Here is a 26823-nt window from a genome sequence, read left to right as displayed (position 1 = left end):
TTCCTGCCCGTTCTTGCCCGTCCTTGCCCGCGCGTCAGCCGCCGCCGTTGCGCGCCTCTTCGTCGGTCACCACCGAGCTCATCGCAACGTCGTGCGCGGCGCTCGGGACCTCTTCGACCATCTGGCACCGGTACGCGACTCCGATCGTGCGCAGCGCCTGCGCGCCGCCGAGCATGCGATCATAAAATCCGGCGCCGCGCCCGAGCCGCCTGCCGCGAAGGTCGAATGCGCGGCCCGGAACGATCACCACTGCACCGGCCGGGATTCCGCCTTCCCCGGGCCGCTGGCGCGGTGCGAGGAAGCGTCCCTTCTCGCGCACCATCTGCGTCCGCGGCGTCCATCGTGCCCACGCAGCGGTGCTGCCGGCGAGCCGCGGAAGCAGGACCTCGAGTCCTGAAGCGACCATCGAGGCCAGAAATGCATCGATGCACACCTCGTCCGGCAGCGCGACATAGCCGAGGACGGCGACCGCCCCAAGCCTGGATACCGCGGCCGAGAGGCGATCGGCAATTGCATCGTCGGCGCGCCGTCGCTCGCTGCGCGACAGCGCTGCGATGCGATCGCGAATCGTCATGCGAAGCTCGGCCTTGGCGCGACGCAGCCCGTCGTCGCCGGTCTGCAGGCTCATGGCTGGGCTCGCCGCGGCAACGAGGGCTGCGGCCGGATCGTTCGTTGCGGGCGCAAGGCCCCGGTCTCAGCGCGGGGTGTCGAGGCAGGCTTCGACGGCCTCCGCGAGGCTCTCGAGCGCCGCGTCGACGTTCTTCCGGGTCCCGAGAAGCTTGTGGTAGTCGTCGGCGATCCGCAGCGCAGCCAGCAGCGCGATGGTCAGCGACGCGATGCCGCGCTGCTGCCCCTTTCCGACCAGCCGCATCTGCTCGTCGATGAAGGTCGCCAGCCCGCGCATGTAGGCCTCGTCCTCGTCGGTGCGGACGTGCAGGCGCTGCCCTGCGATCTCCAGGTCAATCTCCCGCATCCTCGCCCTGCCCGTTCGCCGTTTCGGCGAGGTGATCGACGCGCCGGATGATGGCGTCGAGCTTCTTCCTGGTTTCCATTCTCTCGCTTCGGAAGCGGAAGTTCTGGGACTTCAGCTTCTCGATCTCGTCGCGGCTCTTGGCCAGTGCGGCGGCGAGCTGGGACGTGCGCGTCGAGGAGTGCCCCTGCTGGGCGATGAGCCGGCGCACCGAGTCTTCGAGTCGCCGTAAAGCCTTATCTTCCATATGGTTAGGCCCAAGTTGTCAGACGCAACTTGGAGTCCGGAGTTTAGGTAGCACGCGCCACCGTAGTCAAGTGCTCCGCGTCCGCCCGTGCGTCATGCAGCCTGGGACAGGTCCACCGAAACCATCTTGGAGACGCCGGGCTCCGGCATCGTGACGCCATAGAGCGTATCGCAGATCTCCATCGTCCTCTTGTTGTGGGTGATCAACAGGAACTGCGAGCGGTCGCACATCTCGGCGATGATCCGCGTGAAGCGCCCGATGTTGGCCTCGTCCAGCGGTGCGTCCACCTCGTCGAGCACGCAGAACGGGCTCGGCTTGTGCAGGAACAGCGCGAAGATCAGCGCGATCGCCGTCATCGCCTTCTCGCCGCCCGACAGAAGGTCGAGGTTGCCGAGGCGCTTGCCCGGTGGCTGCACGACGATCTCGACGCCGGTCTCGAGCAGGTTCTCCGGATCGGTGAGCGAGAGCGACGCCTTACCGCCCTGGAACAGCTTGGGGAACGTCGTCTGGAAGATCCGGTTCACTTCGTCGAAGGTCTCGTGGAAGCGCTGGCGCGACAGGCGATTGAGCCTGGCGATCGTCGAGCGCAGGTCTTCGATCGAGTGTTCGAGGTCGTCTCTCTGCTTGCACAGCTCGGCAAGACGCGACTCGATCTCCTCGAGCTCGGCGACGGCACCGAGGTTGACGGTGCCGAGGCGGCGGATCTTCGCGCGCACCTGCTCCAGCTCGGCCGCGAGCGACGCAGGGTCAGCTTCGGCGGGCACTTCGGTGGCGGCAAGGTCTTCCGCCGATACGCCGAGGCGCTCGGCAATGCCCTCGAGCAGCGTCGTCCTTTCGAGATCGTACTGCTTGCGGCGCAGCTCGCAGCGGCCGAATTCCGCGCGGGTCTCGTCGAGGCGCGCCGCCAGCGAATCGAGGTCGCGATCGAGGTGCTCGATCGCTGCGCGTGCCGTCTGGTTCTCGCCGTCGGCCTCGGCCAGGCTCGCTTCGGCCTGCGTGCACGAAGCCTGCAGCCGCTCGACGTCGAGCGTCGGATCGGTGAGCCGCGCCGAAAGGCTCGCGATCTCCAGCCGTGATCTTTCCAGGCGAGCCAGCAGCGCTTCGCGGCGGCCGCAAGCTTCGTCGGCCGCAATCGCGATCGACGAGATCTGCGTGGCCAGCGCCTCGATGCGCTGCCTCGCCTCGGCCTCCGAAACGCGAGCCTGCTCGAGCTCGCCGAGCGCGCCGCGCCTTGCGGCCTCCAGCTCCTTGCCCTGGCCTTCGAGCAACGAGCGTTCCTGCTCGAGACGGGCCACTTCGGCCTCGGTTCGTGCCAATGCCTGTTCGCACTCGCGCTGGCGCACCGCCGCGGCGCTGCGCTCGCGCTGCACGCTCTCGAGCTCGGAAGCCACCGCGCGCTGCCTCTCCCCGGTGCGCACCGAGTTCTGCTCGTGCAGCCTCTTCTCGCCGCTGGCACGCACGCGCTCGACCGCCAGGTGATGTAGCTCACGATCGAGATCGGCCAGCCGGCCATCGACTGCGCTGGAAGCCTCGGCGGCTTCCTTCAGTGCATTCTGGGCCTGGTGCGATCTCGAAAGCGCCGCGTCGAGGCTCTCGCGGATGCGGCGGATCTCCGAGCTTCTCAGCAGCAGGCCTTCGTCGACCGGATTTTCGCTGCCGCCGGTCACGATGCCGCGCAGGCCGACCAGCTCTCCGTCCATCGTCACGTACGAACGATGCGGGTCGCTGTCGTGGCGACGCTGCGCCTCGCCGAGGTCGGCGACGACGACGCATCCGGCCAGGAACGGCGCGATCGCGGCTTCGTAGCCGTCGTGAATCCGGACGTGGCGTGCGAGCGAATCTGCGCCGGCCGAAGCACCGCCCTCGCCGGCGCCGAGAGCGGCCGGCACGAACGTCGCGCGGCCTGCCGAATGCTCGCGCAGGTAAGCGGCTCCGTCGATTCCCGCCGCGGTGTCCGGAACGATGATGTACTGCAGCGCTTCGCCGAGCACGGCGGCCACGGCGCGTTCGAACCCGCTTTCGATCTCGATGACGTCGGCCACGACGGCGCGGGCGCCCGTGCGCTCCTTGCCGCCGTTCGACATGAACGCGCGCACTCCGTCGCCGTATCCTGAAAATCCGCGATGCAGCTCCTCGAGCGACTCGAGGCGCGAGCGCAAGAGCGCGCACTCGTCGCGCCAGCGCTCGGACTCGACTTGCGCAAGCGCGCGGCGCGTCTGCGCGGCGTCGAGCTCGTCGGCCGCGCTGCGCTTGCTGCCTTCGACGACGTCGAGCGTGCGCGCAAGCTCGGCGAGCTTCTCGTCGGCTGCCTCGAGGTCCTCGTGCAGGCGCGATCGTACGGTCGCCAGTGCTTCGTCTTCGGAGACGAGCCGGCTCTCGCGCGCAGAGGCCGCTTCGAGCTGCCTGGCTACCGATGCGCATTCGTTGCGCAGCGCAGCGCTCGCTCCGAGAGCTTCGATCAGTCGCGTGCGCATCGCGTCGGCGTCGCTCGACCACGCGAAGTAGCGCTCGTCGCAGTCGCGAACTCGCGCGGCGACGGTCTCGCAGGTGGCTCGCGCCTCTTCGTAGCGGAGCGCAAGCTCGGTGCGCCGCCGCTCCGCCTCACCCGCTTCGCCTCCGAGCGTGGCAATGCGCTGCTCGAGGCTTCCGAGGTCGGTGCCGGACTCGGCCACCAGCCCTTCGAGCTCGCCGCGCCGCTCGGCGAGGTGGCGCCGTTCCTGCTCGGTCTGGGAAAGCGCGGAACGCGCGGAAAAAACCGCCTGGCGCGCGCTTTCGCGGGTAACCTCGACGCTGCGGCCGCGCTCGCGCAGGCCTTCGCGCTCTTCGTGGGCGCGCGCGATCTCCAGGCGCAGCGCGTGCTCGCGCCCGCTCTGCTCCGCGGCCTGCGATGCGGCTTCGCGCTGCAGCTCCTCGACGCCGCGCAGTCGCACGATGGTCCACGCGCGGTCGAGCGAGTCCTCCTGCGTGCGAAGCTCCTGGTACTGCACGGCACCGCGCGCCTGGCGACGCAGCGAGTTCGCCTGGCGCTCGAGCTCGCGCACGATGTCGCTGACGCGAAGGAGATTGTCGCGCGTGCGCTCGATCTTCCGTTCGGCCGCGACCTTGCGGCTTCGGTACAGCGTCGTGCCCGCCGCTTCCTCGATGAACAGGCGAAGCTCCTCGGGCTTGGCGCCGACGATCTGGCCGACGCGTCCCTGCTCGACGATCGAATACGCCTTCGTCCCGACGCCGGTGCCGAGGAACAACTCGGTGATGTCGCGAAGGCGGCAGGTGCGGTCGTTGATCAGGTATTCGGATTCACCGGAGCGATAGAGGCGGCGCGTGACGCGAAGCTCGGGAGCCTTGCGCAGCGCGCGAACGATCTCGTTGTCTTCTTCGGAGCCCTCGCCCGCGGTTTCCATTCCGCCTTCGTTGTCGAGCAGGATGCTGACTTCGGCCATTCCGAGGGGACCGTAGGTCTGGTTCCCGACGAAGATGACGTCTTCCATGCTCTTGCCGCGAAGGTGGCGCGCGCTCTGCTCGCCGAGCACCCAGCGAAGCGCGTCGACAATGTTCGACTTGCCGCAGCCGTTGGGGCCGACGATCCCCGTGATTCCCTCGGGGAAATCGAGGACGGTCCTGTCCTTGGATGACTTGAAGCCGACGAGCTCGAGCCGCTTGATCCTCACCGACGTCCTCTCCTCATCATCATCCTAGTCAAACGGCCTTGCGGCCTGGGTCAAACGGCCTTGCGGCCTATGCTCAAACGGCCTTGCGGCCTCGGCCCGACCGGCCTTGCGGCCTTGCCGTCGGCTGCCCGATCCGGCCCCCGAGCCCCCGGGGCCGGTGCGACTCCCGTGCCCGGAAATCAGCGCCCCCCGGCGACCGGTCCGGAAAGTATCCCACGCGAACGAAAAGTGAGTCAACTCGCCGGGCGATACGCACAGGTATTCATGGAGAACATCACTCCATGATTGCCACCGCCGCCGGGCGGCTGGGCGATCAGTCGGGATCGAGCTCGACGTTCCAGTAGGCGGTATCGACCGCCCGCAGGAAGGGAACCCATTCGCGGTAGCCGCTCGCGCCGAACTGCTTCTGGACGAACGGGCTCCAGGCCGGCCGCTGGGGACAGCGGATCAGCTTCATCCCGGCCGCCATCGGGTCGCCGCCGCCTTTGCGACGATTGCACTCGATACACGAGCACACGACGTTTTCCCACGTCGTGCGGCCTCCGCGGCAGCGCGGGACGACGTGGTCGAGGTTCAGCTCGCTGCGGGCAAATCGCCTGGCGCAGTACTGGCAGGTGTTCGCGTCGCGCACGAAGATGTTGTGGCGGCTGAAGCGCACGCGGCGCTGGGGAACGCGGTCGAAGGCGACCAGAAGCACCACGCGCGGAATGCGCACGACGCCTTCGACGAGCCCGACGGCGTCGCAGCCGCCGATCGAAAGCTCGGACCAGGACTCGAAATCGAAGGTGCGATACTCGCCGTCGACGGCCTTGGCGACGCCGCGGTAGAGCAACGAGAGGGCCCGCCGGACCGTAGTGACGTGGATCGGCAGAAATGCCCTGTTCAGGACGAGGCTCCTGCCTTGAAGAGGCGGCGCCGAGAGGGCCGCAGCAGCCATCCATCGGAGGCTAGCATCGACGTCCCGGCAGTCAAGGTGAAAGCCCTGCGTTCCCGCATTGATACGAAGGACGTCCGTGGTAGGGTGCCGAACTTTTTCGGTGCTCCCGGCTGCGGAACGGACGTTATTGCGCGTCCGCCGCGGTCCGGATCCGGCGCCTCCGCAGCGCGGCCGCTCATTCTTCGGCCGCCTCGGAAATGAGGAACCGCAAAATTGCGCAAGCAAATCATCATCAACTCGAACCCCAACGAGGTCCGGGTCGCGCTGCTGGAGAACGGCATTCTTGCCGAAGTCCACATCGAGCGCGCGTCCGAGGAAGCCGCGGCGGGCAATATCTACAAGGGCCGGGTGCTGCGCGTGCTACCGGGCATGCAGGCGGCCTTCGTCGACATCGGCCTGGAAAAGGCGGCCTTCCTGCACGCCTCCGACGTCGTGACCGACTCTCCGGCCGCCGTCGGCGACGATGCAGCCGACGACCCGGAGTTCGAGCCGTCCCGCGGCGGCCGCAGCCACGCTCCGATCGAGGAAAAGCTGTCGCGCGGTGACGAGATCATCGTGCAGATCGCCAAGGAGCCTATGGGCACCAAGGGGGCGCGCATCACGATGCACGTCTCGCTGCCGGGCAAGTACCTCGTCTACATGCCGTTCGGCGACCTGATCGGCGTCTCCAAGCGCATCGGCGACGACCGCGAGAGGCGCCGCCTGCGCGACATCATCTCGAGCGCCAAGCCGGCCTCCGGCGGAATCATCGCGCGCACCGCGTGCCAGAACCTCAGCAAGAAGGACGTCGTCGACGATATCCGCAGCCTCGAGCAGATCTGGACGGCGGTCCAGTCCAAGGCCCCGAAAACGGCCCCTCCGGCGCTACTGCACGCCGACCTCGACCTGGTGCTGCGCAGCGTGCGAGACATGCTGTCGCCCGACGTCGACCAGATCGTCGTCGACACCGAGGCCGACTTTCACCGCACCCGAGACTATGTCGGCTCTTTCCTGCCCACGCTGGCCGAGCGCGTCGAGTACTACGACCGGGGCGAGCCGATCCTGGACCGCTTCGGCGTCGAGGAGCAGATCTCGCGGGCGATCGAGCCGAAGGTCTGGCTCAAGTCGGGCGGCTACCTCGTCATCGACCAGGGCGAAGCGCTGACGATGATCGACGTCAACACCGGGCGTTTCGTCGGAAAGCGCAGCCAGGAAGAGACCGTGCTCAAGACGAACCTCGAAGCCGTCGAGGAGATCGTCAGCCAGCTTCGCCTGCGCAACATCGGCGGCATCATCATCCTCGACCTGATCGACATGGAGGATCCGGGCAACCGAAAGCTCGTCTCCGATACGCTCGAAACCGCGCTGGCCCGCGACAAGGCCCGCACGAGCATCCTGCGCATCTCCGAGCTCGGGCTGATCCAGATGACGCGCAAGCGCACGCGCGAGAACCTCGAGCGCCTGCTGTCGTCCCCTTGCCCGTACTGCGACGGGCGCGGCCGCGTCAAATCGGTGCCGACCGTGGCTTCCGAGATCCTGCGCGCGATCCAGCGCGAAGCCGCGCGCTCGCCGTCGTCGCGAACCCGGATGATGGTTCGCGCCAACCGCGACGTGATCACCTACCTGTTCAACGACGAGGAGGATGCGATCCGCGGCCTCCAGGACCGTCTCGGGCGTGGGGTCGTACTGAAGGTTGCCGAGACCTACCACCAGGAACAGTACGACGTCGTCGCCGCGTGAGGACCCGTTTCCTTCCCGCGCCGTCCCTGACGGCTGCGGCTGCCGCCGCAGCGGCCCTGCTGCTACTTGCGGCCTGCCCGCCGGTCCTTGCCGGTACCATCGGCTTTCGCACCGATGCGGAGGTCAAGGCCGGCCCCGGCGTCGATGCCAAGATCACGCTGACCCACACCGGAGACGAGGCCGCCTCGGAGGTCTCGGTGCACGCCGAGCTGGACCGGACGCAGGTCGACGGCGAGACGGTCTCGCAGATCATGCCGAACGAGAGCCACGTCTGGAATATTCATCTTACAGATGCGATTCCTAACGGTATCTACGTAATAACGCTGCGTGTTCGGTACACGGATTCCAATGGCTATCCGTTCGAGATCGTAAGCATTGCCAATGCGAACGTCGGAGTTGCGCCCGCGCCGCGAATCTTCGGCAACATCGACCTTCCGGGTCTCACGACCAGCGGCGAAGCCGTCGCCAAGCTGACGGCCAAGAAGCCGCCCGGCCGCACCGGCAAAGTCGACGTGCGGCTGGTCGCGCCTGCAGGCATCGAGGTGCGTCCGGGGCAGGTCTCGCTCGAGTTCGACGCCGGCGGCAAGGCCGAGGCGATCTTCCACGTGCGCAACCTGAAGCTGCTGGCCGGGACCTCGGTCAACGTGTTCGGCTACGTCACGGCAAGCGACGCCGGCTTCCCGCAGACCGACGTAATTCACGGCGCCGTGAAAATCGGGACGGCGATCCCCAAGATCAAGGCTCCGACGTTCTACGAGCTGGGCGGCGTCCTGATGGCGCTGCTCGCCGTGCTCGAGGCCGTCGTGTGGTTCCGGTCGCGGTCGCGTGCGGAGGAACAGGCGACGTGAAAGCGCGCCGCACCATTCCCGCCGGCATCGAGCTGCTGCTCGTCGTCGCCGCCTCCGCCTTCCTCTGCTGGATCTGGCCGTGGCAGTACGTGCTCGACAAGTCGGTCACGGCCGGCGGCGACACGGCGTCCCACTTCTACCCTGCCCAGATCATGCACGACGTGCTGATCCCCAACCTGCAGTGGACGGGTTGGACGATGGGGAACTACGCCGGCTACCCGATCTTCCACTTCTACTCCACGCTGCCGTTCTTCCTGATCGGCCTGCTCGGCTACGTGATGCCGCTGCAGATCTCGTTCAAGCTCGTCACGCTGCTCGGGCCGACGACACTGCCCCTGGCGGCCGCCTACCTGTTCTGGGCCCTCGGCTACCGCCGCAGCGGACCGGTGCTGGCTGCGGGCTCGGTGCTGCCGTTCCTGTTCCAGCAGGGCAACTCGATGTGGGGCGGCAACATCCCGAGCGTGCTGGCCGGAGAGTTCTGCCATTCGATCGGATTCTCGCTCTCGCTCGTGTTCCTCGGTTACCTGCACCGGCTTTCCAGGGGCATGGGTTCGTGGGTGGTCTGCGGGCTGCTGCTGGCGGCAGTCGCGCTCAGCCATGCCTTCGCGTTCATCGGCGCGCTCTGGCTCGCGCTCTGGTACATCCGGCCGCGCACCGACAGTCCCCTGGCCCTGCCGCGCATCGCCCCGGCTTTCGTGCTGGCAGGGCTGCTGGTCGCGTTCTGGGGCTTCCCGCTGGTTCCGCGCGTCAAGTTCACCACCGAGTGGACGATGATCTGGACGATCAACGACTGGAAGGAGGTCGTGCCCGAGCTGCTGTGGCCGGCATCGATCCTGACCGGCGTCAACGTGCTGCTGATGCTCGCGGGCCTGAAGCGGTATGAGAGCGACCGCCAGGGACTGATGCTGTTCGCGCTGTTCGGCAGTGTCGTGCTGTACGGCGTTTCGCCGATGACCGGCTTCCCCGACATCCGCTTCGTGCCGATCGGCCAGCTCGCCGTGGGGCTGCTGGCCGCCGACCTGCTCGTCTGGCTCGGCACTCGCCTGAATTTCCCGCTCGTCTACGCGGCGGCAGGCCTGAGCATCTGCATGGGCTGGACCTACGCGCACCTCGGTTACCTGCCGTCGTGGCTGGACTGGAACTACTCGGGATACGAGGGCAAGCCGTCGTGGGACCTGTTCCACGCGATCAACGAGCACGTGCACGGCGACATCAATTCGCCGCGCATGGTGTTCGAGCATTCGCAGGGCCACAACCGGTTCGGAAGCTCGCGCGCGTTCGAGAACCTCCCGCTGTTCGCGGGACGCTCGACGCTCGAGGGCGTGTTCCACCAGGTCTCGCCGAACTCTCCGTTCGTCTTCTACATCCAGTCCGAAGTCGGTGAGAAAGCCTCCGGCCCTTTCCACCAGTATTCCTACGCGCGGCTCGACCCCCAGGCCGCCCTTCCCCACCTTCGCGTCTACAACGTCGGCACCATCGTCGCGACGACCGACAAGGCGCGCGCCGCCTACGACGCGAATCCTTCGTTCCACCGCACGTTCAACCAGGGCGGTTACGCGGTCTATGACGTTCCAAGCGGCGTGACCGGCTACGTCGTACCCGCTGCGAACCAGCCGGTGCTGTACACCGGCCCCGACTACCGGACGGCGTTCTATCGCTGGTTCAAGCATCCCGAGCTGCTCGACGTGCCGCTGGTGCCGGCCGAGGTCGCGGGACCTCAGGGCGCGTCGCGCTTCCCGCTGCAGACGGCGTCGGTGCGCGACATTCCGCGGACGCCGCTCGGCGATGACTGCAAGGTGACGAGTCACCTCGAGCAGGAAAGCATCACCTTCGACACGACGTGCCCCGGCCGGCCCCACATCGTCAAGGTCTCGTACTTTCCGCGCTGGAAGACCGTCGACGGCTCGCCGATCGACCTCGTCTCCCCGGGTTTCATGCTGGTGACGCCGCACTCGACGCATTTCGAGATGGTGTACTCGCAGATGCCGCTCGACTGGCTCGCGCTGGCAACCACTTGGCTCGGCCTCCTGTGGGCCGCCGCCGCGGCGCTGAGCGGCCGCGCGCGGCGCGCCACTTCGCTGGTGTTCGTTCGCCTGCTGCGCCCGGTTGGAGCATGGATGACGCCTGCCCGCGTTCGCATCCCGCTGTGCATCGCCCTCGTCGTGGGCTCGGCGCTGGCGGCAGGCGCCGTGCGTTATCGCATCCGCGACGACGATGCGGCGTTCCGTGAGGGGAGCCTCGCCTACCAGCAGCGCCGTTTCGACGACGTGATCCGCATCCTCGGCGAAGAGGTACGCTCGGACAGCGACCGTCCGCGCATCGCAACCGCGCTCATCCAGCTCGGCGATGCGTACGCCGAAACCGGCAAGTCGGAGCTCGCGATCCAGGCGCTCGAGCGGCTGCGTTTCGATTTCCCGAATATCGACTACGGCGCGCAGTCGGGTTTCCACCTGGCCAAGTCTTACGCGGCGATCAAGAGCCTCGACCGCGCCCGCGAATATGCGGCGCAGCTCGAGCGCCAGTACGCGGACTCTTCGTGGACCAAGAGACTGAAGAAGGAGAACCCGGAGCTGTTCCCGGCGGTCGCCACGCCGGACCAGGCCACTGCGCCCGCTGCGCAAGCACCGGCTTCAGTGCCGCCGCCTCCTGCGAAGGCTGCCGCCTCAGTGGCCGGCGGTCACGGCCCCGGGAACTGATTCGAGGTTCTCGGCCGTCCACGTCCTGTCGGGAGCCTTGACGGGCGCCGCGGACGCAGGCCTCGCCACCGACGGGCGAATCACAAGAGCTGCGGGCAATCCCTGCGGGAGCAGGCTTTTCTCATCGGGCGTCAGCACGACGCCGCAGACGTAACGAACCAGCACCTGGGCCTTCTCCATGCTCGTCGTCGACGGCGACCCCAGCGCGGGTCCGATGAGCGACGAATACAGCGAGATCCACGCAGGTCCGCCGCCGCTGCGTCCCGCTGCCGGTCCTCCGACGACGAGAACGGTGCCATCGCTGCCAGCTGCGTCGCGCAGCGACGCGATTTCGGCTTCGACCTGGCTTCGCACCTGCTCGAGCGTCGCGGCAGGAACAGAGTCGGGTGCGAAAATCTCCCCGACGTCCTCGCTCACCGGATCGAAGACGACGACCGGACGGTGCTCGTCGGACGCGAACAGCGCAGCCGATCCGGCCAGGCGCCGTTTTGCCAGCGCCAGCGCGTGAGCGGCAGCGATCGGCCTCAGCTCGCGATCCAGGCCGCGAAGCAATGGCGTGCCGACGAGGTCGTCCCTTCCCGTCACGTACGCCGGCGAGAAGAAGTACGACGTGTCGTTGAAGCGCGCGAACTGGAACTCGGCCTTGGGTGGGTGCGATTTTGCATCCGCATCGGCAGGAGGCTCAACGGGAATCCATTCGCTCCACTGCTCGCGGCGAAGCCCGGCCGCAGCGGAGGAGACCGCATCGGCAGCTCGGTCATACGGCGGGGGAAGCCGGCCCGTCGTGATGTCGGCCGCATCGACGATGGCGCCTCCGCTCGTTCCGACGAAACGATCCGCGTCTCCGGTCTTGCCGGCAAAGGAATCGAAAAGACGCGCTGGAACCGCCAGCGTGCGGACGGGGGGGCTCGGCGCGCTCCACAGCGCGGAAAGGGACGACGAATCGGCGTCGTCCGCATCGAGCGTGAACAGCCGGCGCCAGAACGTGGCGCCGCTCGGCTGCTTGCCCGTGACCGCTGCGGTCGCCGACGATGCGTGGCCACCTGCCTGCAAGTCGGCCTGGCCCAGCCCCGGCAGAGCGAGCACGATCACGTGCGCCGGCGGCGCGGGAGGACGCGCCAGCCACAGCGCGACGGCCACCAGGACCACCGCGAGAATCTTCGACAGTCGCGCGAACGTCACCGAGCAAAGCCCACGAAGCGGCGGGAAGAACGATTCGACATGCGGACCCCTGCTCTCTACACTACGACGACTTGCGCCGCCACCCGGCGCTCGGCCAGCCGATGAGCCTGTCGCGAGAGAATCGACGAAGCGAGCGGCCCCTGCTCTCGATCGTCGTTCCGTGTTTCAACGAGGAAGGGTGCGTCGACGAGATGGCGCGCCGCCTGCACGCCGTGCTCGATCCCCTCGACTGCGACTGGGAAGCCGTGTTCGTCGACGACGGCAGCAGCGACGCCACCGCCGCGCGACTGGAATCACTTGCGGAGGCCGACCCGAGAGTGGGCTACCTTTCGTTCTCGCGCAATTTCGGCCACCAGCTGGCGCTCCTGGCCGGCCTCGCCCGCGCCCGCGGCGATGCCGTCGTGTCCCTCGACGGCGACCTGCAGCATCCTCCCGAGCTGATCCCTACCCTCGTCGAGCACTGGCGCGACGGCTACGACGTCGTCTTCACCGTGCGCGAGGGCAACGAGGGGCACGCGCTCAAGGAATATTTCTCTGCGCGTTTCTACAAGCTGCTGCGACGCCTGACCGGTGTCGACATCCCTACCGGCGGCGCCGACTTCCGCCTGCTCGACCGCGTCGTCACCGATTCGCTGCTGGCCTGCGAGGAACACTTCGTCTTCGTGCGCGGCCTGGTGCCGTGGCTCGGGTTTCGCCGCAAGGCCGTGCCGTACACGGCCGAGGAGCGTTTTGCCGGCGATACCAAGTACGTCGTCACGCGCATGCTGCGTTTCGCGCTGGACGGGGTCTTTTCCTTCTCGACGGTCCCTTTGCGGCTGATCTCGTTCCTCGGCATGGGCACCGTCGCACTCGGCATCCTCTACGGCTTCTACTCGATCGGCGTGTGGCTGTTCACGAATTCGGCGGTGTCGGGCTGGACTTCGCTCGTCGTGCTCGTACTGGTGTTCAGCGGCACCCAGCTTCTCAGCCTCGGCATTCTCAGCGAGTACGTCGGCCGCATCTACGAGGAAGTGAAACGCAGGCCGCGTTACATCGTCGCAGCTTCCCGCGAAGCCCGGCAGGTGCGCGAGAAAGCCCACCTTCATTCCGTATCGGTAAAGGACCACGCATGAGCCCAGCCCGTATATTCTCCGTCCTGCCGGCCCTCGTTGCGGTCGCCGTGGCGGCCGTCGTCGGCTTTTACGGCTGCGGAAGCGGTACGATCTGCCTGACCTGCGGCAACGGCGGCGGCAACAACAACGCCAAGGTCACGGTGACGGGCAACACCGATACCGTCACCGAGAACCCGGTGACCACCGGCGATATCGACGTGTTCGTCTACTCGGTCGACAAGGCCGATTACCAGTGCCCGTGCCCGTTGTTCATCCTGAACCTCTGCCAGGGTGGCACCAAGGACGGCCAGGCCTGTGCCGGCAACACCGACTGCCCCACCGACGGTGTCTGCGCGAACAGCACCTGCCAGAGCGGTGCCAGCAGCGGCGAATCCTGCTCGAGCAATGCCGACTGCCCCGTGGAGGGCGTCTGCGGCGTCAACAGCTCGAACGGCAAGGTTGCGGTCATTTCGAACGGCTCAACGCAGTTTTCGGTCTCGGGGCTGGATCCGGGCCCTCTTCTCATCGTGTTCCTGCAGGACAAGACCGGCAACAACGCCGACGGCACGATCAACGAAGGTGATCCGATCGCCGTGCTCGACGATCCGAACTGCGAGCTCGACAGCGTCGACGGCAACATCACGGTCACGCTGACCGACGTCGATATTGATTTCTCGAATCTCGCCGGTGGCGAGTCCGAAACCGATTGCACCGGTGTATCGAGTCCGCCTGCTCCTGGCCGCGCCCGCGCGCGCCTGATCACCCAGAAGACGTCGCCGAGCACGACGACGACGCTTCCCTGATCCCAGGCCTCATCGCATGTCTTGCATGCCTTGCATGCCTCACATGCCTCACATGCCTCACATGTAGGAACCGCCGGTCACGAGAACGACGTGGCCGGTGACGTAGTCCGCAAGAGGTGAGCTCAGGAACAGCACGGGGCCTGCCGCTTCGCGCGGAGATCCGGGGCGGCCGAGCGGAATGCGTTGGATCGCCGCGTCGCGCATCTGCCCGGGGATGCCGATCTCGACCTCGTTGCCGTCGACGGTCGCCTTCATCGACTTGTCCTTGGCGGCGGTAAGCCGCGTCTCGATGAAACCGTAGGCAACGGCATTGACGCAGACACCGAGGCGGCCCCACTCCTTGGCCAGCGTCTTGGTCATGCCGACGATGCCCATCTTGCCGGCCGCGTAGTTGACCTGTCCCGCGTTGCCGGCGACCCCGCTCGTCGACGAAACGTTGACGACCTTGCGCGGCTTGGCGCGGCCCGACGCGGACTCGGCTTTCGACCACTCGCGCCAGTGCAGCGAAGCTTCGCGCAGGATGCGAAACGGCGCAGTGAGGTGACAGTCGAGCATCGACTGCCACTGCTCGTCGGACATCTTGTGGATCAGCCCATCGTTGGTGTAACCGGCATTGTTGACGATGATGTCGAAGGTCCCGAAGCTGTCGATCGCCGCAGCGATGAGGCGGGAGGGAAACTTCGCGTCGGTGACCGAGCCGGCACAGACCTCGGCCCTGCCGCCGGCCGCGCGGATTGCCGCCGCCGTTTCGGATGCCACCGCCTCGTCGAGATCGTTGACGATGACCGAGGCCCCGTGCTCGGACATCAGCTCGGCGACGGCGCGCCCGATCCCGCGTCCTGCCCCTGTGACGATTGCGACCTTTCCATCGATCAGCTTCATCGCGGTTCCTCCTGAAGTGCGGAAATCACCGGCAGCCTAGCGGGCCTTCGCGCGGATGCCAGAGGCGGGCGGCTGCCGCTGCCTCTTCGTCCGGCCGCGCTTCGACGTCCGATTCCTGGCGCCATTGACTGGCGCGGCCCGCGCCTCTATGCGTTGGACTCGCTGCCGCGTGCGGCAGCGCCTTTTCCCCATCGATGCGAATCCCTGTCCAAGACGCCGAGATCGAAGTCCAGGTCCACGAAGGCAGCGGCCCGTGGATCCTTCTCGTGCACGGGCTGGGTGGCAGCAGCCGCGCCTGGGACAGCCTGGTTCCGTTTCTTTCGTCGCAGGCTCGCGTCGTCGTCCCCGATCTTCGCGGCTGCGGCGCATCGACGCGAGGAACCCGGCCGTACACGCTGGCACTGGTGGCCGAGGACCTGGGCCGCGTCGTGCGTGGCCTCGGCATCGAGCGTTGTATCGCCGTCGGCCATTCGCTCGGTGGTGTCATTGTCCAGGAGTTGCTCGCGAGCGAACCTGAATGGCTCTGCGGCGCGGTGCTGATCTCGACGTCGAGCCGCGTCGGCGAGAAGGCTGCAGAAAACTGGCGCCGCCTCGCCGATACCGTCGAGCAGCGCGGCCTCGGCGATTCTCCGGCAGCAGCAGCGCGCGGCTTTGCCGAACAGTACGCCGAGGCTCATCCTGATGTCGTCGCCGCCTATGCCAGGCTCGGCGCATCGGCGGACCGTCACGTCTACGCCGAGCAGGCCCGCGCGGCGAGCAGCTACGATTATTCGAAGGCCCTCGCCGCCGTGCGCTGCCCGGTGCTGGTGCTGCAGGGACTGGCCGACCGCCTGACACCGCCGGGCGGATCGGTGCTCCTGCATCGCGCCCTGCCCGCGCACGCGCGCCTCGAGATGATCGAGGAAGCGGGCCACAACCTGCCGATCGAGATGCCGGCCCTGGTTGCCAGGCTGATCGTCGAATTCGCCAGGCAGGCAAGCAGCGACTGATTTTCGCGAGACCGCGCCGCGCGCGCACTTCATTGCATCGCTGTCGTTGATGCGATGCCGAGGCGAGGCGACAACCTGCCCGTGACCCTGCTCTCCCGACTGCACCGGCTGAGAAACCTGGCGCAAGTCTGTGCCGCTTGCGGCCGGCGCGGAGACGGCCGTTTCTGCCAGCGCTGCCGCGGCGCCAGTGGCATCGGCGAGATCGCGTGGCGGCTTCAGGAAAGCGAGCCGCAAGGATGTTACGTCGGCGTCTACCGCGTGCACGGCAGCGCGATGCTCTCGCCGGTTGCACGCTGCCTGCATTCGTTCAAGGACCGCGGCGACCGTCAGTCGGGCGCCGTTCTGGCCGCCGTGTTCGCGGAGTGCTGCGCGACCTCGCTCGTGGGCGTCCACGCCGTCGTGCCCGTGCCTGCCGATCCGGTGCGGCTTCGCGAACGCGGCCTCAGCCCTGCGGCCTGGCTCGCCCGCGCGCTCGGCCGCGCCGGCGGGCTTCCGATGATCACGTCTGCCATGGCGAGGGCCGGCCCCGGCCGCGCCCAGCGAGGCCTGGCGGGCGCTGCCCGCCGCACCAACCTGCGCAGCGCTTTTGTCCCCGGCGCCTGCGCCGTCGACGGCCTGTCGCTGCTGCTCGTCGACGATGTCGTCACGACGGGAGCCACGCTCGCGGCGGCCTCGCGTTGCCTCGTCGCTGCAGGTGCGGCACGAGTAACCGCGGCGGTGCTGATCTGCGCCGACGACGAGATCATTCGCAGATGTCGATCGAGGACAGGACCAGATGGGACGCAAGGTACCGCGGCTCCGCCGCGCCCGGCGGAGCCGCGCGCGCATCGGTGCTCGATCTCGCGCGGCCGCCATCCGGTGACTGCCTTGCCCTCGACGTCGCTTGCGGCGCCGGGCGTCACTGCGAGGGATTGACGCGCGCCGGCTGGCAGGTGGTCGCGCTCGACGTCTCGGGCATCGCGCTGCGACACGTCCTCGATCGCTGCGAGCCGGGAACCGTGCTGGCCGTGCAGGGCGACACGGACCAGTGGCCGCTTCGCGAAGAGGCCTTCGACCTCATCGTGCAAGTGGACTTTCTCGAGCGTCGCCTGCTCTCGGTGCTCGAGCGCTCGCTCAAGCCGGGCGGCCTGCTCCTCATCGACACGTTCCTCGACCAGGGACGCGCAAACGAGAGCGGTCCGTCGAGGCCCGAGTTCCTGTTGAAGCCCGGGGAGTTGCCGGCAGTGCTCGGCAGCCTTCACGTCTGCCGCTACGACGAGATGCGCGGGGCTACGGCGCGCGCCTGCTTTGTCGGCCGCAAACCTGTGCGCAAGTCCGCATCGTAACGACGGCGTCGCAGCAGGTGCCGAAGCCGTCGCGACGAAGTAGCCGGAAGTTGCGAAACGCCGTTCGTTGACATCCCTCAGGCCGTCGCTTACTGGCCGCTCATGCCGAAAGCCCGGGGGCTTACGTACCGCAGCGCCGGTGTCGACATCGACGCCGCCGACCACCTCGTCACGAGGATCGCAAAGCTCGCCGCGGCAACCCGCATTCCCGGAGTGCTCGGCGGAGTCGGTCCTTTCGCCGCGTCGTTCGCAGTGCCGCGCGGGCTTCGCGAGCCGGTCATGGTCTCGTCGACCGACGGCGTCGGCACCAAGCTCGCCGTCGCCTGCCTGGCGGGGCGCCACGACACGATCGGCATCGACCTGGTCGCGATGAACGCGAACGATCTCGTCACCACCGGCGCGCGCCCGCTGTTCTTCCTCGATTACTTCGCGACCGGCTCGCTGAGGGGCGTCGACGGCGAGGCCATCGTGCGCGGCATTGCCGACGGTTGCCGCATCGCCGGCATGGCGCTCGTCGGCGGCGAAACGGCAGAGCTCCCAGGCTTCTACAAGCCGGGCGACTACGATCTGGCGGGCTTCTGCGTCGGCATCGCCGAACGGCGCCGCATGATCGACGGCCGCAAGGTACGCGCCGGCGACGTCGTTCTCGGCCTGGATTCGACCGGGCTTCACAGCAACGGCTACAGCCTGGCCCGCCGCGCCCTCGGCGCCACGACACGCCGGGCGCTGGACCGCCGCGTCGATGCGCTGGGCACCACGCTCGGCAAGGCGCTTCTCGAGCCGACGGCAATCTACGTGAAGCCCGTGCTCGCGCTTTGCGCAAAAGTGGACGTGCACGCGATGGCGCACATCACCGGCGGCGGCATCCCCGGCAACCTGGTGCGGGTGCTTCCCGCATCCGTGCGTGCGGCCGTCGAAAGAAAGCGGCTTCGCAGCCTGCCGATTTTCGAGATGATCCGCGAGCGCGGGCGCGTAAGCCGCGCCGAAATGGATCGCACGTTCAACTGCGGAACCGGGTTTGCGGTGGTGCTCGCGGAGGCTTCGGCCGACCGTGCGATCCGCTTCCTTGCGCGCCGCGGGATCGGCAGCCGCGTGATCGGCGCCATCGAAAAGGGCCGTCGCTCGGTCGTCTACCGCGAGGACTGACACGGTCATGGGCCTGCTGTCGATCGGCATCCTCGCATCGGGCAGCGGCACGAATTTCGAGTCGATCGCCAATGCCATCGACCGCGGATCCCTCCCTGCGCGCATTGCCGTCGTCGCCTGCAACCGCGCATCGGCGGCGGTGCTCGACAAGGCGAAGGCGCGCGGCATTGCGACGCTGTTTCTCGATCACCGCGGTTTCGCGTCGCGAACGGAATTCGATTCGGCGCTGGCCGATGCGCTCGAGAGCTGCGCCGTCGATCTCGTCGCGCTCGCCGGCTTCGACCGCATCGTCACGGCTGCTCTCCTGCACCGCTTTCCGCAGCGGGTCGTGAACATCCACCCGGCGCTGTTGCCGGCGTTTCGCGGCAGCCACGCCCAGGAGCAGGCCGCCGGGCACGGCGTCACGATCGCCGGCGCGACAGTCCATTTCGTCGACGAGCACGTCGACCACGGGCCGATCCTGATCCAGGGCGCAGTTGCCGTGGCACCCGGCGAGGACGCCGAGACGCTGAGGCAGCGCATCCTCGCCGTCGAGCACCGTATTTACCCCGAAGCGCTCCGGCTGATCGCCGAAGGGCGCGTGGAGATCGACGGGCGCTTCGTGCGCGTGCACGGGCGCCCCGGTATTGCCGACGAGTGCCTGATCAGCCCACCGATCGAACGCTGAGCCGATCGCAACGTCCGCGCCTGCGCGCGCGACAGGATCGCGCTCTCAGCGCTCGTCGCCGTAGAAGCGTTCCAGCGTTTCGGCGCGCACGCCCGCAAGATAGAGGCTCTTCAACGTCCACATTCGCAGCGTCGTGCCCCACACGCCGCGATTGCGCCAGCGGCGCGACGACGTGACGACGCGACTGCGCGGAATCGCGGGCTGCGAGCGCTCGCGCAGGCGCCTCGCGAGATCGACGTCTTCGAACAGGTGCCTCTCGCGATAGCCGCCGACTACGTCGAACTCGCTGCGTACGACGAAGATCGCCTGGTCGCCGGTCGCGCTGCGCATGATGCGTGAGCGGTTCGAAATCAGGCGCGCGATCAGGCGCAGCAGCGGGCCGCCTTCGTCGAACTCGATGTCGAAATGTCCCCAGCGCACGCCCGCTGCGATCAGCCCTTCGAGCTCGGGCCGAAACCCGCGCGGCAACGTCGTGTCGGCGTGCAGGAAGAGAAGGACGTCGCCGTGGCCTGCTGCCGCGCCGGCGTTCATCTGGCGTCCCCTCCCCCGCTCGCTCGCGACGACGACGGCTCCGGCAGCGGCTGCGAGCGCCGCTGTGCCGTCGCCGCTGCCTCCGTCGACGACCAGCAGTTCGTCGCCGGGCGCCAGCTCGGCTCGGGCCGCACCGGCCGCGGCGGCGATCGCAGCGGCCTCGTTCAGTACCGGCATGACGATGGTCAGTTTCACTGGAGCATCTTCCGGCTCGCAGCCGGTGCTGCGGACGTCTGGATCGGGTCGGCGCCGCTGCTAGCATGCCGCCCATGTCCCACAAGCACTGGTTCGCCATGGCGGCCATCGGCCGCGACCGCCCCGGCATCGTCGCCGACCTTGCCGAATGCGTCTACGGCTGCGGCTGCAATCTCGAGGACGCCAGCATGACGATGCTCGGCAGCGAGTTCGCGACGCTGATGCTCGTCAGCGGAAGCGATGCCGGCATCCGCGAAAAGCTCTACGAGGCGACCAAGCGGGTCGAGTGGGAACGAGGCCTGACGGTGTTCCTGAGGCCGGTCGATCCTCCGGCAGCGCGCTCCGGGGGCACCGGGTATTCGCTGTCGGCAGTCGGCGTCGACAAAGCGGGCATCGTTGCGGGCGTTTCCCGGGTGCTGGCCGATCACGGCGTGCTGATCACCGATCTTCGAGGTGAAGCAAAACCTGTCGCCGAGAGTGGAACCCCCCTGTATACGCTGGCGATTCGCATGATCGTTCCCGAACAGTGCCCGCTGCCGCGCCTGCAGGGCGACCTCGACCGTGCCGGTGCGGGGCTCGGCATCGAGGTCAGCACCAGGCCGCTGCCACCGGTGGCTGGCCTCTGAGCAGCGTCGTCACGCCATCCGGCCCGGCCGGAACAGCACTTTCCCGTCGAGCACGACCAGCTCGTCGCGCACGCACAGCTGCACGGCCTTCGTCAGGACCTTGGCTTCCAGGGCCCTCCCGTTGGCCTTGACGGTCTCGAGCGAGTCCTCGCCTACGCGGATGTGGAAGACGTCCTGGAGGACGATAGGGCCCTTGTCGAGCTCTTCGGTGACGATGTGGGCCGTGCAGCCGCAAACGCGGATGCCGGCCTCGTAGGCCTGCTTGTAGGCGTTGGCGCCCGGGTAATACGGCAGCAGCGACGGGTGGATGTTCAGGACGCGATTGGCCCAGCCGCGGGTCAGCTCGGGCGCAAGAACCTGCATGTACCGGGCGAGGACCACCAGGTCGGGGCCCGCCTTGGCCAGCTCGGCGGCAAGGAACTGCATGTGGGCCGCTTTGTCGGTCGAGGGCATCCAGCGAAACGGAATGCCCTCGGCAACGGCCAGCGGCTCCAGGTCGGGGTGGTTCGACAGCACGACGGGAAAGTCGGCGTCGAGGTCGCCGCTGCGCCGTGCCGCCAGCAGGGCTTCGAGGCAATGCGGCTCCCTGGAGACGAGAATCGCGACGCGCTTGCGCATCCGCTCGCCGTGCAGCCGCACCGTGACGTCCATCGACATCTCGGAGCCGATGCCTTTGAGGTCGAGGATCAGCGTGTCCAGGTTGATGTCGAGGTCGGCCAGGTCGACCAGCATCGACATGATGAAGAGGCCCTCCATCACGTTCTGGTCGATCTTCTCGATGTTGACGCTGTGCTGGGCGAGGTACGTGCAGATGCGGGCGACGACGCCCTTCTGGTCGCGCCCCAGCACCGAGACGACGGCCGGATTGGATGCGGGCATCCGCGAAAGCTAACGGCGCCGGAGCAGTCCCGCAAATGCGCCACCATTACAGCGCTCCGCTGCGTCGTGTCGTCGCGGTCGAGGGACGTGCCGGCGCTCGCCGCGTTCTCGGCCGCTTCGCCCGGCCTCCGACGAGCCACCGGGCGTCGCCCGGCCTCCGAGGATTCACCGGGCTTCGCCCGGCCTCCGAGGATTCGCCGGGCTTTGCCCGGCCTCCGAGAATTCGCCGGACTTCGCCCGGCCTGGGGAGCAACTGCCCGAGCGGCAGGCCGCCGCCCGTGCAGTCGAGGGAGCGGGATTACTTGATGTGGCCGCGCCAGCTGCGGCGGTCGTAGATCCTCTCGCGGCGCAGCTTGCGTCCGCGCAGCGCCGCGCGGCGAAGCAGCGACTGGCACTTCAGGCTGCGCAGGCCGGCGCGGATGTAGTCGGCATCGATCCTCAACGTCTGGCAGATGTTCTCGAATGAAAACGGCCAGTCGGAGTCTTTTTCTGCGACCCAGCGGTCGACCTCGCAGAACCGCTTCCGGCGCTCCGGAACGGGGGAATTGAGGCCGCGCTGGAAAGTCACGAGGGCTTCCTCGAGGACTGCCAGCATCAGCCGGTTCTCCGGCTCCCGCGACGGCTCGACGCCTGGGTGCTCTGCGGCGGCAAACATGACGGCTGGATGACTCATGGTACGACCTCCTCCCGGTTACGGTCTGTTTTCCCTTTTCTGTCCATTTCTCGTGCCCGGCGGATCCGATGTCCTTCCCGGCATTTCCCCGTACTTTGGTGATAGTGGCCACACCCCTGACCCGTCAACGAAGCTGTCAGCCGTCCAGACGATTTTGCGGTTCATGGCGCAACGCGCCGTGAATCCACTGCAATCCCGCTTGCTTCCCCGCGGGTCACGCCAACTCGCGGAGTGCTGCTTCCGCCACCCCACCGGGACGCTCGCCGCTGGAGGAACCTTGCCGGGCGAGCAGTCCGGCTCAGGTCTTGGAATCGCGCTCATGCCCGCCCCCGCTGGCGATTCTCCTGCGCACCCGCATTGTTCGATTTGGTCCGTCGTGTTAACGGCTCGTCACAAGGCAGGCGGCGCAGGTTCACGAAGCGCCGGCCGAGGCGAGCGCATGGGGAGTTTCAGGGGGACGGCAGTTCGGATCGCAGCCGGATGGCTGCTGGCGATTGCGCAGGTGACCGGCGCACTCAGCGCGGTTGCGCTCATGCCTGCGCTCGCGCTGGCGCTGGAAACGGACCCGCAGGTGTCGCAGGCCGAGCGCACGCTTCGATCAGCCGAACTGCGCACCAAACCCGACCCCACCGCACTCGAGCTCTACCGCAAGGCCAGTACGGAGGCTGAATCTGCGCTCAGCCGCAACCCCGATTCGGCCGGGGCCAACTTCGTGTATTTCGCCGCCACAGGTCGTGTCCTTCTCGCCGACGGGGTGGCCAAGAACCTGCTCGCACTGCGCGCCCTCGATCGAAAGTACCTCGACCGCGCGCTATCGCTGGATCCGCGCTACCCCAACGCCCTTGCCGCCAAGGGCGGAGTGCTGCTCGACCTGCCTACGCTGATCGGTGGCGATCCGGCCGCCGGCCTGAAGCTGCTCGAGCGCGCCATCGCGCTCAATCCCGGCGGCCCCGGCACCCGCGTCTCCCTTGCCAGAGCGCTGGCGCGCAACGGCGACGTCGACGAGGCGCGCCGCCAGGTACGGCGCGCAGCCCATCTCGCGTGCATCCAGGGCCGCCGAAAGGTGCTCGACGAAGCCCTCGCGCTGATCGACCAGATCGATCCCGAGTTCGCGAAGGCTTCGGGCCCGTGACCGAACCGCGGCGCACATTTGCCGATCTCGTCGCGATCCTTCACCGGCTGCGTTCGCCCGGCGGCTGTCCGTGGGACGCCGAGCAGACCCACGAGACGCTGCGACCTTACCTCGTCGAGGAAACCTACGAGGTTCTCGAAGCGATCGACGCGGCCGACGACGGCGAGCTTCGCGACGAGCTGGGAGACGTGCTGCTGCAGGTCGTCTTCCACAGCGAGCTTGCCGCCGAGCGTGCTGCGTTCACGATCGACGACGTCGTCGAGAACATCTGCGCCAAGCTCGTGCGGCGTCATCCGCACGTGTTCGGCGACGTCACCGTCACCGGCAGCACCGAAGTCGAGCGCAACTGGACCGCGATCAAGAAAATCGAACGTGACGCGAAGAAATTGCGCGACCGCGGAGCGGGCGCGGCAGGTGGACCCGACCGCGGAGCGGGCGCGGCAGAGGAAAAGAAACAAGACGAATCGTCCGCCATCGACGGAGTTCCGCGTGCGCTTCCCGGCCTGATTCGCGCCCACCGCATCGGCGAGAAGGCCGCCTCCGTCGGTTTCGACTGGACCTGCGCGGGCGATGTGCGGCGCAAAGTGGACGAAGAGTTGGCGGAGATCGATGCCGCGCTCGCGGACGGCGACACGGAAGCGGCCGGCGAAGAAATCGGCGACCTGCTGCTGACGATCGCGAGCTGGGCTCGCCATCTCGACGTGCACGCCGAGCTTACGCTCGAGAAAGCGCTCGCGAAATTCTCTGCAAGGTTCCGGCAGGTGGAGGCCGACTTTCGAAGCCGGGGCAAGGATCCCGCTTCGTGCTCGGCCGACGAGCTCGACGAGGCCTGGGAACTGGCCAAGGCGCGGCTGCGCAAGACGAGCGCCGCTTCATGAAGGCGCCCGGCCGTCGATCCCGCCCGTAGCCGTTGCGCTCGTGCGGAATCTCGCCAGCAGCTCGTCGATCTCGGCGCTGCCGAGGCGCGATGCAACCGCAAGGTAGCTCGCGCAGCCGAGCGTCACCGCGACGCCGACCTTCAGCGCGAGCACGCCGCCGAAGCTCCACTGCGACGACACGCTCATCCATCCTTCGACCGCAATCGCCATCGCGACGCCTGCGGCCGCGTGCACGAGCGTCGATCGTGCGAGAGGGGCCAGGTCGAGCGACGGCAACACGCGGCGCACCACGACGAGCAGGACTGCAGCGTCAACGCTTGCGGAAAGTCCGGTCGCGAGCGAGAGGCCCGCATGGCGCATGTCGACGATGCCGATATGCTGCTGCAGCCATTGGACGGGCGCACCGGCCCACGACGTCACGTCCTGCACCGGCCCCATCAGCGCGACCGACAGAATGCAGCTGAGGACCAGGCTTCCCAGCCCCGCCAGCACCGGGATGCGCGGCTTCTCGAGCGCGAAGAACGCCGCCGACAGCACGCGCACCATGGCGACGCCGAGAAGACCGGGAACGCCGGCCTCGAGCGCCCATGCGGTCATCGCGGAATCGGACGCGGTAAAGCTCCCGCGCTCGAACAGCAGCGTCGTGATGTCGCGGGCGAGAAGCAGCAGCCCGATTGCCGCGGGCAGGCAGAACGCGATCGTCAGCGACATCGAGTGCACGAGAGTCTGGCCCATCGCCTCGAGACGGCGAGACGAAGCCTGGGCGGCAAGACTCGGCAGCGCGGCGGTGCCGACCGCGACGGCTACGATGCCGAGAGGAAACTCGAATACGCGGTCGGCGTACCACAAGTAGGAGACGGTTCGCGCCGGAAGCAGCGATGCGAACACCGTCGCGACGACGACGCTGACCTGGTAGATCGAGCCGCCCGCGACGGCGGCAACCATCAGCCTGGCGCAGCGCGCGACAGCAGGATGCCGGACCGCCAGCAGCATGCGCGGCCGCAGGCCCAGCCGCCGGAGCGACGGCATCTGTACGCAGGCCTGAAGCACGCCGCCGGCCAGCACGCCGCCGACCAGGGCCCACGCCGGCGACGAAAGATGCGGCGCGACGCCGAGCGCCGCGGCGATGATCGCAAGGTTCATCAGCACCGGTCCGGCAGCCGGCAGCGCGAAACGGCGCAGCGTGTGGTGGACTCCCATCTCCCAGGCCGCGGTTCCGACCAGGAACAGGTACGGAAAGGTCCAGCGCGTCAGCGAGACGGTCAGCGCCTGCTTGGACGGGTCGGCCTGGAAGCCGGGCGCAAACAGCGCGGTCAGCGGTCCAGCCAGCGCCATTCCGACGACCGTCAGTACCGCGAGCACGACGATCGCCGTGCCGCCCACGGCGGCCGACGCCGTCATGCAGCCCTCGAGGCCCTCATTGGCGAGACTCTCGGTGAACACCGGGACGAAGGCTGCCGAAGTTGCTCCCTCGGCGACCATCCGGCGCATCAGGTTCGGGATGCGGAACGCGACGAAGAACGCGTCGGCTGCGGCGCTGGTGCCGAATACGGCGCCTACCGAGACATCGCGCAGCAGGCCGGCGACCCGCGACAGCATCGTCATCGCGGCCAGCAGGTGGGCGGCGCGAGAAACCTGCCCCTTCTCGTCCGGGCCGTCCTCCGTTACCGGTGCTTCTTTTGTCGAAGAAACCGCCGCCACTGTCCCCGCTTGGCCCGCCGTTTGACGGTTTTGCCCCTTGTTGCTATCAGACACTGTTTCGCTCGAGCTCAGGAGGTTCCGTGGCCAATCATCCGTCGGCGCTCAAGCGCCACCGCCAGTCCGAAAAAGCCCGTGTCGCCAACCGCGCCGTGCGCGCAAAGCTTCGCACGATGGTGCGCCAGCTTCGCGAGGCCGTCGCCGCCGGCGACAAGGACGCCGCCTCCGCAAGGCTGCGCGACGCCTCGAGCCAGCTCCACAAGGCCGCCGGCAAGGGCGTCTTGCACCGCCGCACTGCCGACCGCCAGACCAGCCGCCTGGCCCGCAGCGTCTCTGCTCTGGGCTGAGCTCTCCCCCTGCCTGCTTCGTCCGCTCCGGTGCTTCGGTACCGGGCGGGCGAGCCGCTCACAGTCCTTCTGTCATCCGCGAATACACGGTCTCGGCGAGGTCTTTCATGACCGCGTCGCGCGCGGCGGCCTTGCGCTCCTCGCCCAGCTGCACGTTGTCGAACTGCTCGAGGGCCTGGGGCTTCGTGACATCGCCGCCCTGGAAGCCGGAGCTCGAAGTGACGACCGCGCCCTGCACAGCAGCCTGCCCGCGCGTCGCGGCGATGCGCTGCGCCGACCACAGCGTCACGTCGTGGCCCTGCGTGAGCTGGGCGTCGACGGCCACCGTCGTCTGGTAGTCGAGCGCCTCGTAGAACTTGTCGAATGCGACGGCCCTCGAGCGGTCGGTCGTGATCGTCAGCAGGAGCTGGGCGTCGGCCGCTTCGGTGTCGACGGGGCGGAAACGTCCGTTCCAGCGAAGCACGCGCCGCACTTCACGCGCCAGCGCATCGGCAAGCAGAGGATCGGTTCGCTCGGGAGCCACGACCTTGACGTAGATCGTGCGCACGTCGCTCGGAATTGCCGTCGTGCGCACGAGCGAGTAGCCGCAGCCCGTCGCAGAGGCTGCCGCCAACGCAGCCGCGACGAGCATGGCCGCCGCAACGCTGCGTGCGACAACATGGTACCGCGATGCTGGCGACGACCACGTCACGAC

Annotated in this window: 26 protein-coding genes; 14 read left to right on the top strand and 12 right to left on the bottom strand. The window is 67.9% G+C overall.

The features are described 5' to 3' along the window. Positions 1-34: 34 nt before the first annotated feature. The 5 genes from VGK20_06270 to VGK20_06250 all read right to left on the bottom strand — a co-directional run bounded on the left by VGK20_06270 (position 35) and on the right by VGK20_06250 (position 5822). Positions 35-628: a 5-formyltetrahydrofolate cyclo-ligase gene (locus VGK20_06270; protein HEY2773643.1), complete on the bottom strand. Its 594-nt coding sequence runs from the start codon at positions 626-628 to the stop codon at positions 35-37. 66 nt (positions 629-694) lie between these two features. After that, the gene (locus VGK20_06265; protein ID HEY2773642.1) at positions 695-973 is read right to left on the bottom strand and encodes a cell division protein ZapA; all 279 of its coding nucleotides are present in this window, start codon (positions 971-973) and stop codon (positions 695-697) included. Then, positions 960-1181: a hypothetical protein gene (locus VGK20_06260; protein ID HEY2773641.1), complete on the bottom strand. Its 222-nt coding sequence runs from the start codon at positions 1179-1181 to the stop codon at positions 960-962. The genes VGK20_06265 and VGK20_06260 overlap by 14 nt, the downstream gene beginning before the upstream one ends. Before the next feature lie 128 nt (positions 1182-1309). Further along, a complete protein-coding gene (smc, locus tag VGK20_06255; GenBank protein HEY2773640.1) occupies positions 1310-4885 on the bottom strand; it encodes a chromosome segregation protein SMC in 3576 nt (1191 codons plus the stop codon). A gap of 313 nt (positions 4886-5198) precedes the next feature. Further along, a complete protein-coding gene (locus VGK20_06250; GenBank protein ID HEY2773639.1) occupies positions 5199-5822 on the bottom strand; it encodes an HNH endonuclease in 624 nt (207 codons plus the stop codon). A 213-nt stretch (positions 5823-6035) separates the two neighbouring features. On the opposite strand from VGK20_06250, the gene VGK20_06245 reads away from it, so the two are divergent. The 3 genes from VGK20_06245 to VGK20_06235 are packed head-to-tail and all read left to right on the top strand — an operon-like array spanning position 6036 to position 11085. After that, complete coding sequence (locus VGK20_06245) at positions 6036-7541, top strand: Rne/Rng family ribonuclease (GenBank protein HEY2773638.1); 1506 nt, start codon at positions 6036-6038, stop codon at positions 7539-7541. Then, a complete protein-coding gene (locus VGK20_06240) occupies positions 7538-8389 on the top strand; it encodes a hypothetical protein (protein HEY2773637.1) in 852 nt (283 codons plus the stop codon). Before VGK20_06245 ends, VGK20_06240 begins: the two co-directional genes overlap by 4 nt. Further along, positions 8386-11085, top strand: a complete 2700-nt coding sequence (locus tag VGK20_06235; protein HEY2773636.1) for a 6-pyruvoyl-tetrahydropterin synthase-related protein — start codon at positions 8386-8388, stop codon at positions 11083-11085. The genes VGK20_06240 and VGK20_06235 overlap by 4 nt, the downstream gene beginning before the upstream one ends. On the opposite strand, the gene VGK20_06230 is transcribed toward VGK20_06235, so the two are convergent. Then, the gene (locus VGK20_06230; protein HEY2773635.1) at positions 11053-12267 is read right to left on the bottom strand and encodes a hypothetical protein; all 1215 of its coding nucleotides are present in this window, start codon (positions 12265-12267) and stop codon (positions 11053-11055) included. The two genes, VGK20_06235 and VGK20_06230, sit on opposite strands and share 33 nt — an antisense overlap. 101 nt (positions 12268-12368) lie before the next feature. Between VGK20_06230 and VGK20_06225 the strand changes: the two genes are divergently transcribed. After that, entirely contained in the window at positions 12369-13379 is a 1011-nt protein-coding gene (locus VGK20_06225) for a glycosyltransferase family 2 protein (GenBank protein HEY2773634.1), read from the top strand. Further along, the gene (locus VGK20_06220) at positions 13376-14161 is read left to right on the top strand and encodes a hypothetical protein (GenBank protein HEY2773633.1); all 786 of its coding nucleotides are present in this window, start codon (positions 13376-13378) and stop codon (positions 14159-14161) included. The genes VGK20_06225 and VGK20_06220 overlap by 4 nt, the downstream gene beginning before the upstream one ends. A 57-nt stretch (positions 14162-14218) precedes the next feature. Here VGK20_06220 and VGK20_06215 read toward each other — a convergent pair whose 3' ends face one another. Continuing rightward, positions 14219-15043 (bottom strand): SDR family oxidoreductase, encoded by an 825-nt coding sequence (locus VGK20_06215; protein ID HEY2773632.1) that lies wholly within the window; start codon positions 15041-15043, stop codon positions 14219-14221. A 194-nt stretch (positions 15044-15237) separates the two neighbouring features. Here VGK20_06215 and VGK20_06210 point away from each other — a divergent pair, with 194 nt between their 5' ends. The 5 genes from VGK20_06210 to purN all read left to right on the top strand — a co-directional run bounded on the left by VGK20_06210 (position 15238) and on the right by purN (position 19170). Then, positions 15238-16032 carry an alpha/beta hydrolase gene (locus tag VGK20_06210; protein HEY2773631.1) on the top strand — a complete coding sequence of 265 codons (795 nt, stop codon included), beginning with the start codon at positions 15238-15240 and terminating at the stop codon, positions 16030-16032. Between the two features lie 81 nt (positions 16033-16113). Continuing rightward, positions 16114-16947: a phosphoribosyltransferase family protein gene (locus VGK20_06205; protein HEY2773630.1), complete on the top strand. Its 834-nt coding sequence runs from the start codon at positions 16114-16116 to the stop codon at positions 16945-16947. Further along, positions 16944-17357 (top strand): methyltransferase domain-containing protein, encoded by a 414-nt coding sequence (locus VGK20_06200; protein HEY2773629.1) that lies wholly within the window; start codon positions 16944-16946, stop codon positions 17355-17357. Before VGK20_06205 ends, VGK20_06200 begins: the two co-directional genes overlap by 4 nt. Before the next feature lie 102 nt (positions 17358-17459). Further along, positions 17460-18503, top strand: a complete 1044-nt coding sequence (gene purM, locus VGK20_06195; GenBank protein HEY2773628.1) for a phosphoribosylformylglycinamidine cyclo-ligase — start codon at positions 17460-17462, stop codon at positions 18501-18503. Between the two features lie 7 nt (positions 18504-18510). Next, positions 18511-19170 carry a phosphoribosylglycinamide formyltransferase gene (gene purN / locus VGK20_06190; GenBank protein HEY2773627.1) on the top strand — a complete coding sequence of 220 codons (660 nt, stop codon included), beginning with the start codon at positions 18511-18513 and terminating at the stop codon, positions 19168-19170. Between the two features lie 45 nt (positions 19171-19215). Here the strand turns inward: purN and VGK20_06185 are convergent, their stop codons facing one another. Next, positions 19216-19896, bottom strand: a complete 681-nt coding sequence (locus VGK20_06185; GenBank protein ID HEY2773626.1) for a TIGR04283 family arsenosugar biosynthesis glycosyltransferase — start codon at positions 19894-19896, stop codon at positions 19216-19218. A gap of 74 nt (positions 19897-19970) precedes the next feature. On the opposite strand from VGK20_06185, the gene VGK20_06180 reads away from it, so the two are divergent. Then, entirely contained in the window at positions 19971-20522 is a 552-nt protein-coding gene (locus tag VGK20_06180; GenBank protein ID HEY2773625.1) for an ACT domain-containing protein, read from the top strand. A 9-nt stretch (positions 20523-20531) separates the two neighbouring features. On the opposite strand, the gene VGK20_06175 is transcribed toward VGK20_06180, so the two are convergent. Both VGK20_06175 and VGK20_06170 read right to left on the bottom strand, forming a co-directional pair. Next, on the bottom strand, positions 20532-21401 hold the full coding sequence (locus tag VGK20_06175; GenBank protein HEY2773624.1) for a formyltetrahydrofolate deformylase: 870 nt from the start codon (positions 21399-21401) through the stop codon (positions 20532-20534). A 298-nt stretch (positions 21402-21699) separates the two neighbouring features. Beyond that, the gene (locus VGK20_06170) at positions 21700-22074 is read right to left on the bottom strand and encodes a hypothetical protein (GenBank protein ID HEY2773623.1); all 375 of its coding nucleotides are present in this window, start codon (positions 22072-22074) and stop codon (positions 21700-21702) included. A 439-nt stretch (positions 22075-22513) separates the two neighbouring features. On the opposite strand from VGK20_06170, the gene VGK20_06165 reads away from it, so the two are divergent. Continuing rightward, positions 22514-23206, top strand: a complete 693-nt coding sequence (locus VGK20_06165; protein HEY2773622.1) for a tetratricopeptide repeat protein — start codon at positions 22514-22516, stop codon at positions 23204-23206. Further along, positions 23203-24084: a nucleoside triphosphate pyrophosphohydrolase gene (mazG, locus tag VGK20_06160; protein HEY2773621.1), complete on the top strand. Its 882-nt coding sequence runs from the start codon at positions 23203-23205 to the stop codon at positions 24082-24084. Before VGK20_06165 ends, mazG begins: the two co-directional genes overlap by 4 nt. Here mazG and murJ read toward each other — a convergent pair. Further along, a complete protein-coding gene (gene murJ, locus VGK20_06155; GenBank protein HEY2773620.1) occupies positions 24079-25785 on the bottom strand; it encodes a murein biosynthesis integral membrane protein MurJ in 1707 nt (568 codons plus the stop codon). The genes mazG and murJ overlap by 6 nt on opposite strands. An 80-nt stretch (positions 25786-25865) precedes the next feature. Between murJ and rpsT the strand changes: the two genes are divergently transcribed. Then, complete coding sequence (gene rpsT, locus VGK20_06150) at positions 25866-26129, top strand: 30S ribosomal protein S20 (GenBank protein HEY2773619.1); 264 nt, start codon at positions 25866-25868, stop codon at positions 26127-26129. Positions 26130-26187: 58 nt separating this feature from the next. On the opposite strand, the gene lptE is transcribed toward rpsT, so the two are convergent. Then, entirely contained in the window at positions 26188-26820 is a 633-nt protein-coding gene (gene lptE / locus VGK20_06145; protein HEY2773618.1) for an LPS assembly lipoprotein LptE, read from the bottom strand. Positions 26821-26823 lie beyond the last annotated feature (3 nt).

The organism is Candidatus Binatia bacterium (assembly GCA_036493895.1).
Classification (GTDB): Bacteria; Desulfobacterota; Binatia; order UBA1149; family CAITLU01; genus DATNBU01.
This window is presented reverse-complemented; position numbering and strand designations above follow the sequence as displayed.

Excerpts from the sequence above, each read along its gene's own strand:
- VGK20_06270 (HEY2773643.1), bottom strand. The coding sequence starts at position 628 with ATGAGCCTGCAGACCGGCGACGACGGGCTGCGTCGCGCCAAGGCCGAG.
- VGK20_06265 (HEY2773642.1), bottom strand. The coding sequence starts at position 973 with ATGCGGGAGATTGACCTGGAGATCGCAGGGCAGCGCCTGCACGTCCGC.
- VGK20_06250 (HEY2773639.1), bottom strand. The coding sequence starts at position 5,822 with ATGGCTGCTGCGGCCCTCTCGGCGCCGCCTCTTCAAGGCAGGAGCCTC.
- VGK20_06225 (HEY2773634.1), top strand. The coding sequence starts at position 12,369 with ATGAGCCTGTCGCGAGAGAATCGACGAAGCGAGCGGCCCCTGCTCTCG.
- VGK20_06220 (HEY2773633.1), top strand. The coding sequence starts at position 13,376 with ATGAGCCCAGCCCGTATATTCTCCGTCCTGCCGGCCCTCGTTGCGGTC.
- VGK20_06215 (HEY2773632.1), bottom strand. The coding sequence starts at position 15,043 with ATGAAGCTGATCGATGGAAAGGTCGCAATCGTCACAGGGGCAGGACGC.
- VGK20_06210 (HEY2773631.1), top strand. The coding sequence starts at position 15,238 with ATGCGAATCCCTGTCCAAGACGCCGAGATCGAAGTCCAGGTCCACGAA.
- purM (HEY2773628.1), top strand. The coding sequence starts at position 17,460 with ATGCCGAAAGCCCGGGGGCTTACGTACCGCAGCGCCGGTGTCGACATC.
- purN (HEY2773627.1), top strand. The coding sequence starts at position 18,511 with ATGGGCCTGCTGTCGATCGGCATCCTCGCATCGGGCAGCGGCACGAAT.
- VGK20_06180 (HEY2773625.1), top strand. The coding sequence starts at position 19,971 with ATGTCCCACAAGCACTGGTTCGCCATGGCGGCCATCGGCCGCGACCGC.
- VGK20_06175 (HEY2773624.1), bottom strand. The coding sequence starts at position 21,401 with ATGCCCGCATCCAATCCGGCCGTCGTCTCGGTGCTGGGGCGCGACCAG.
- VGK20_06170 (HEY2773623.1), bottom strand. The coding sequence starts at position 22,074 with ATGAGTCATCCAGCCGTCATGTTTGCCGCCGCAGAGCACCCAGGCGTC.
- VGK20_06165 (HEY2773622.1), top strand. The coding sequence starts at position 22,514 with ATGGGGAGTTTCAGGGGGACGGCAGTTCGGATCGCAGCCGGATGGCTG.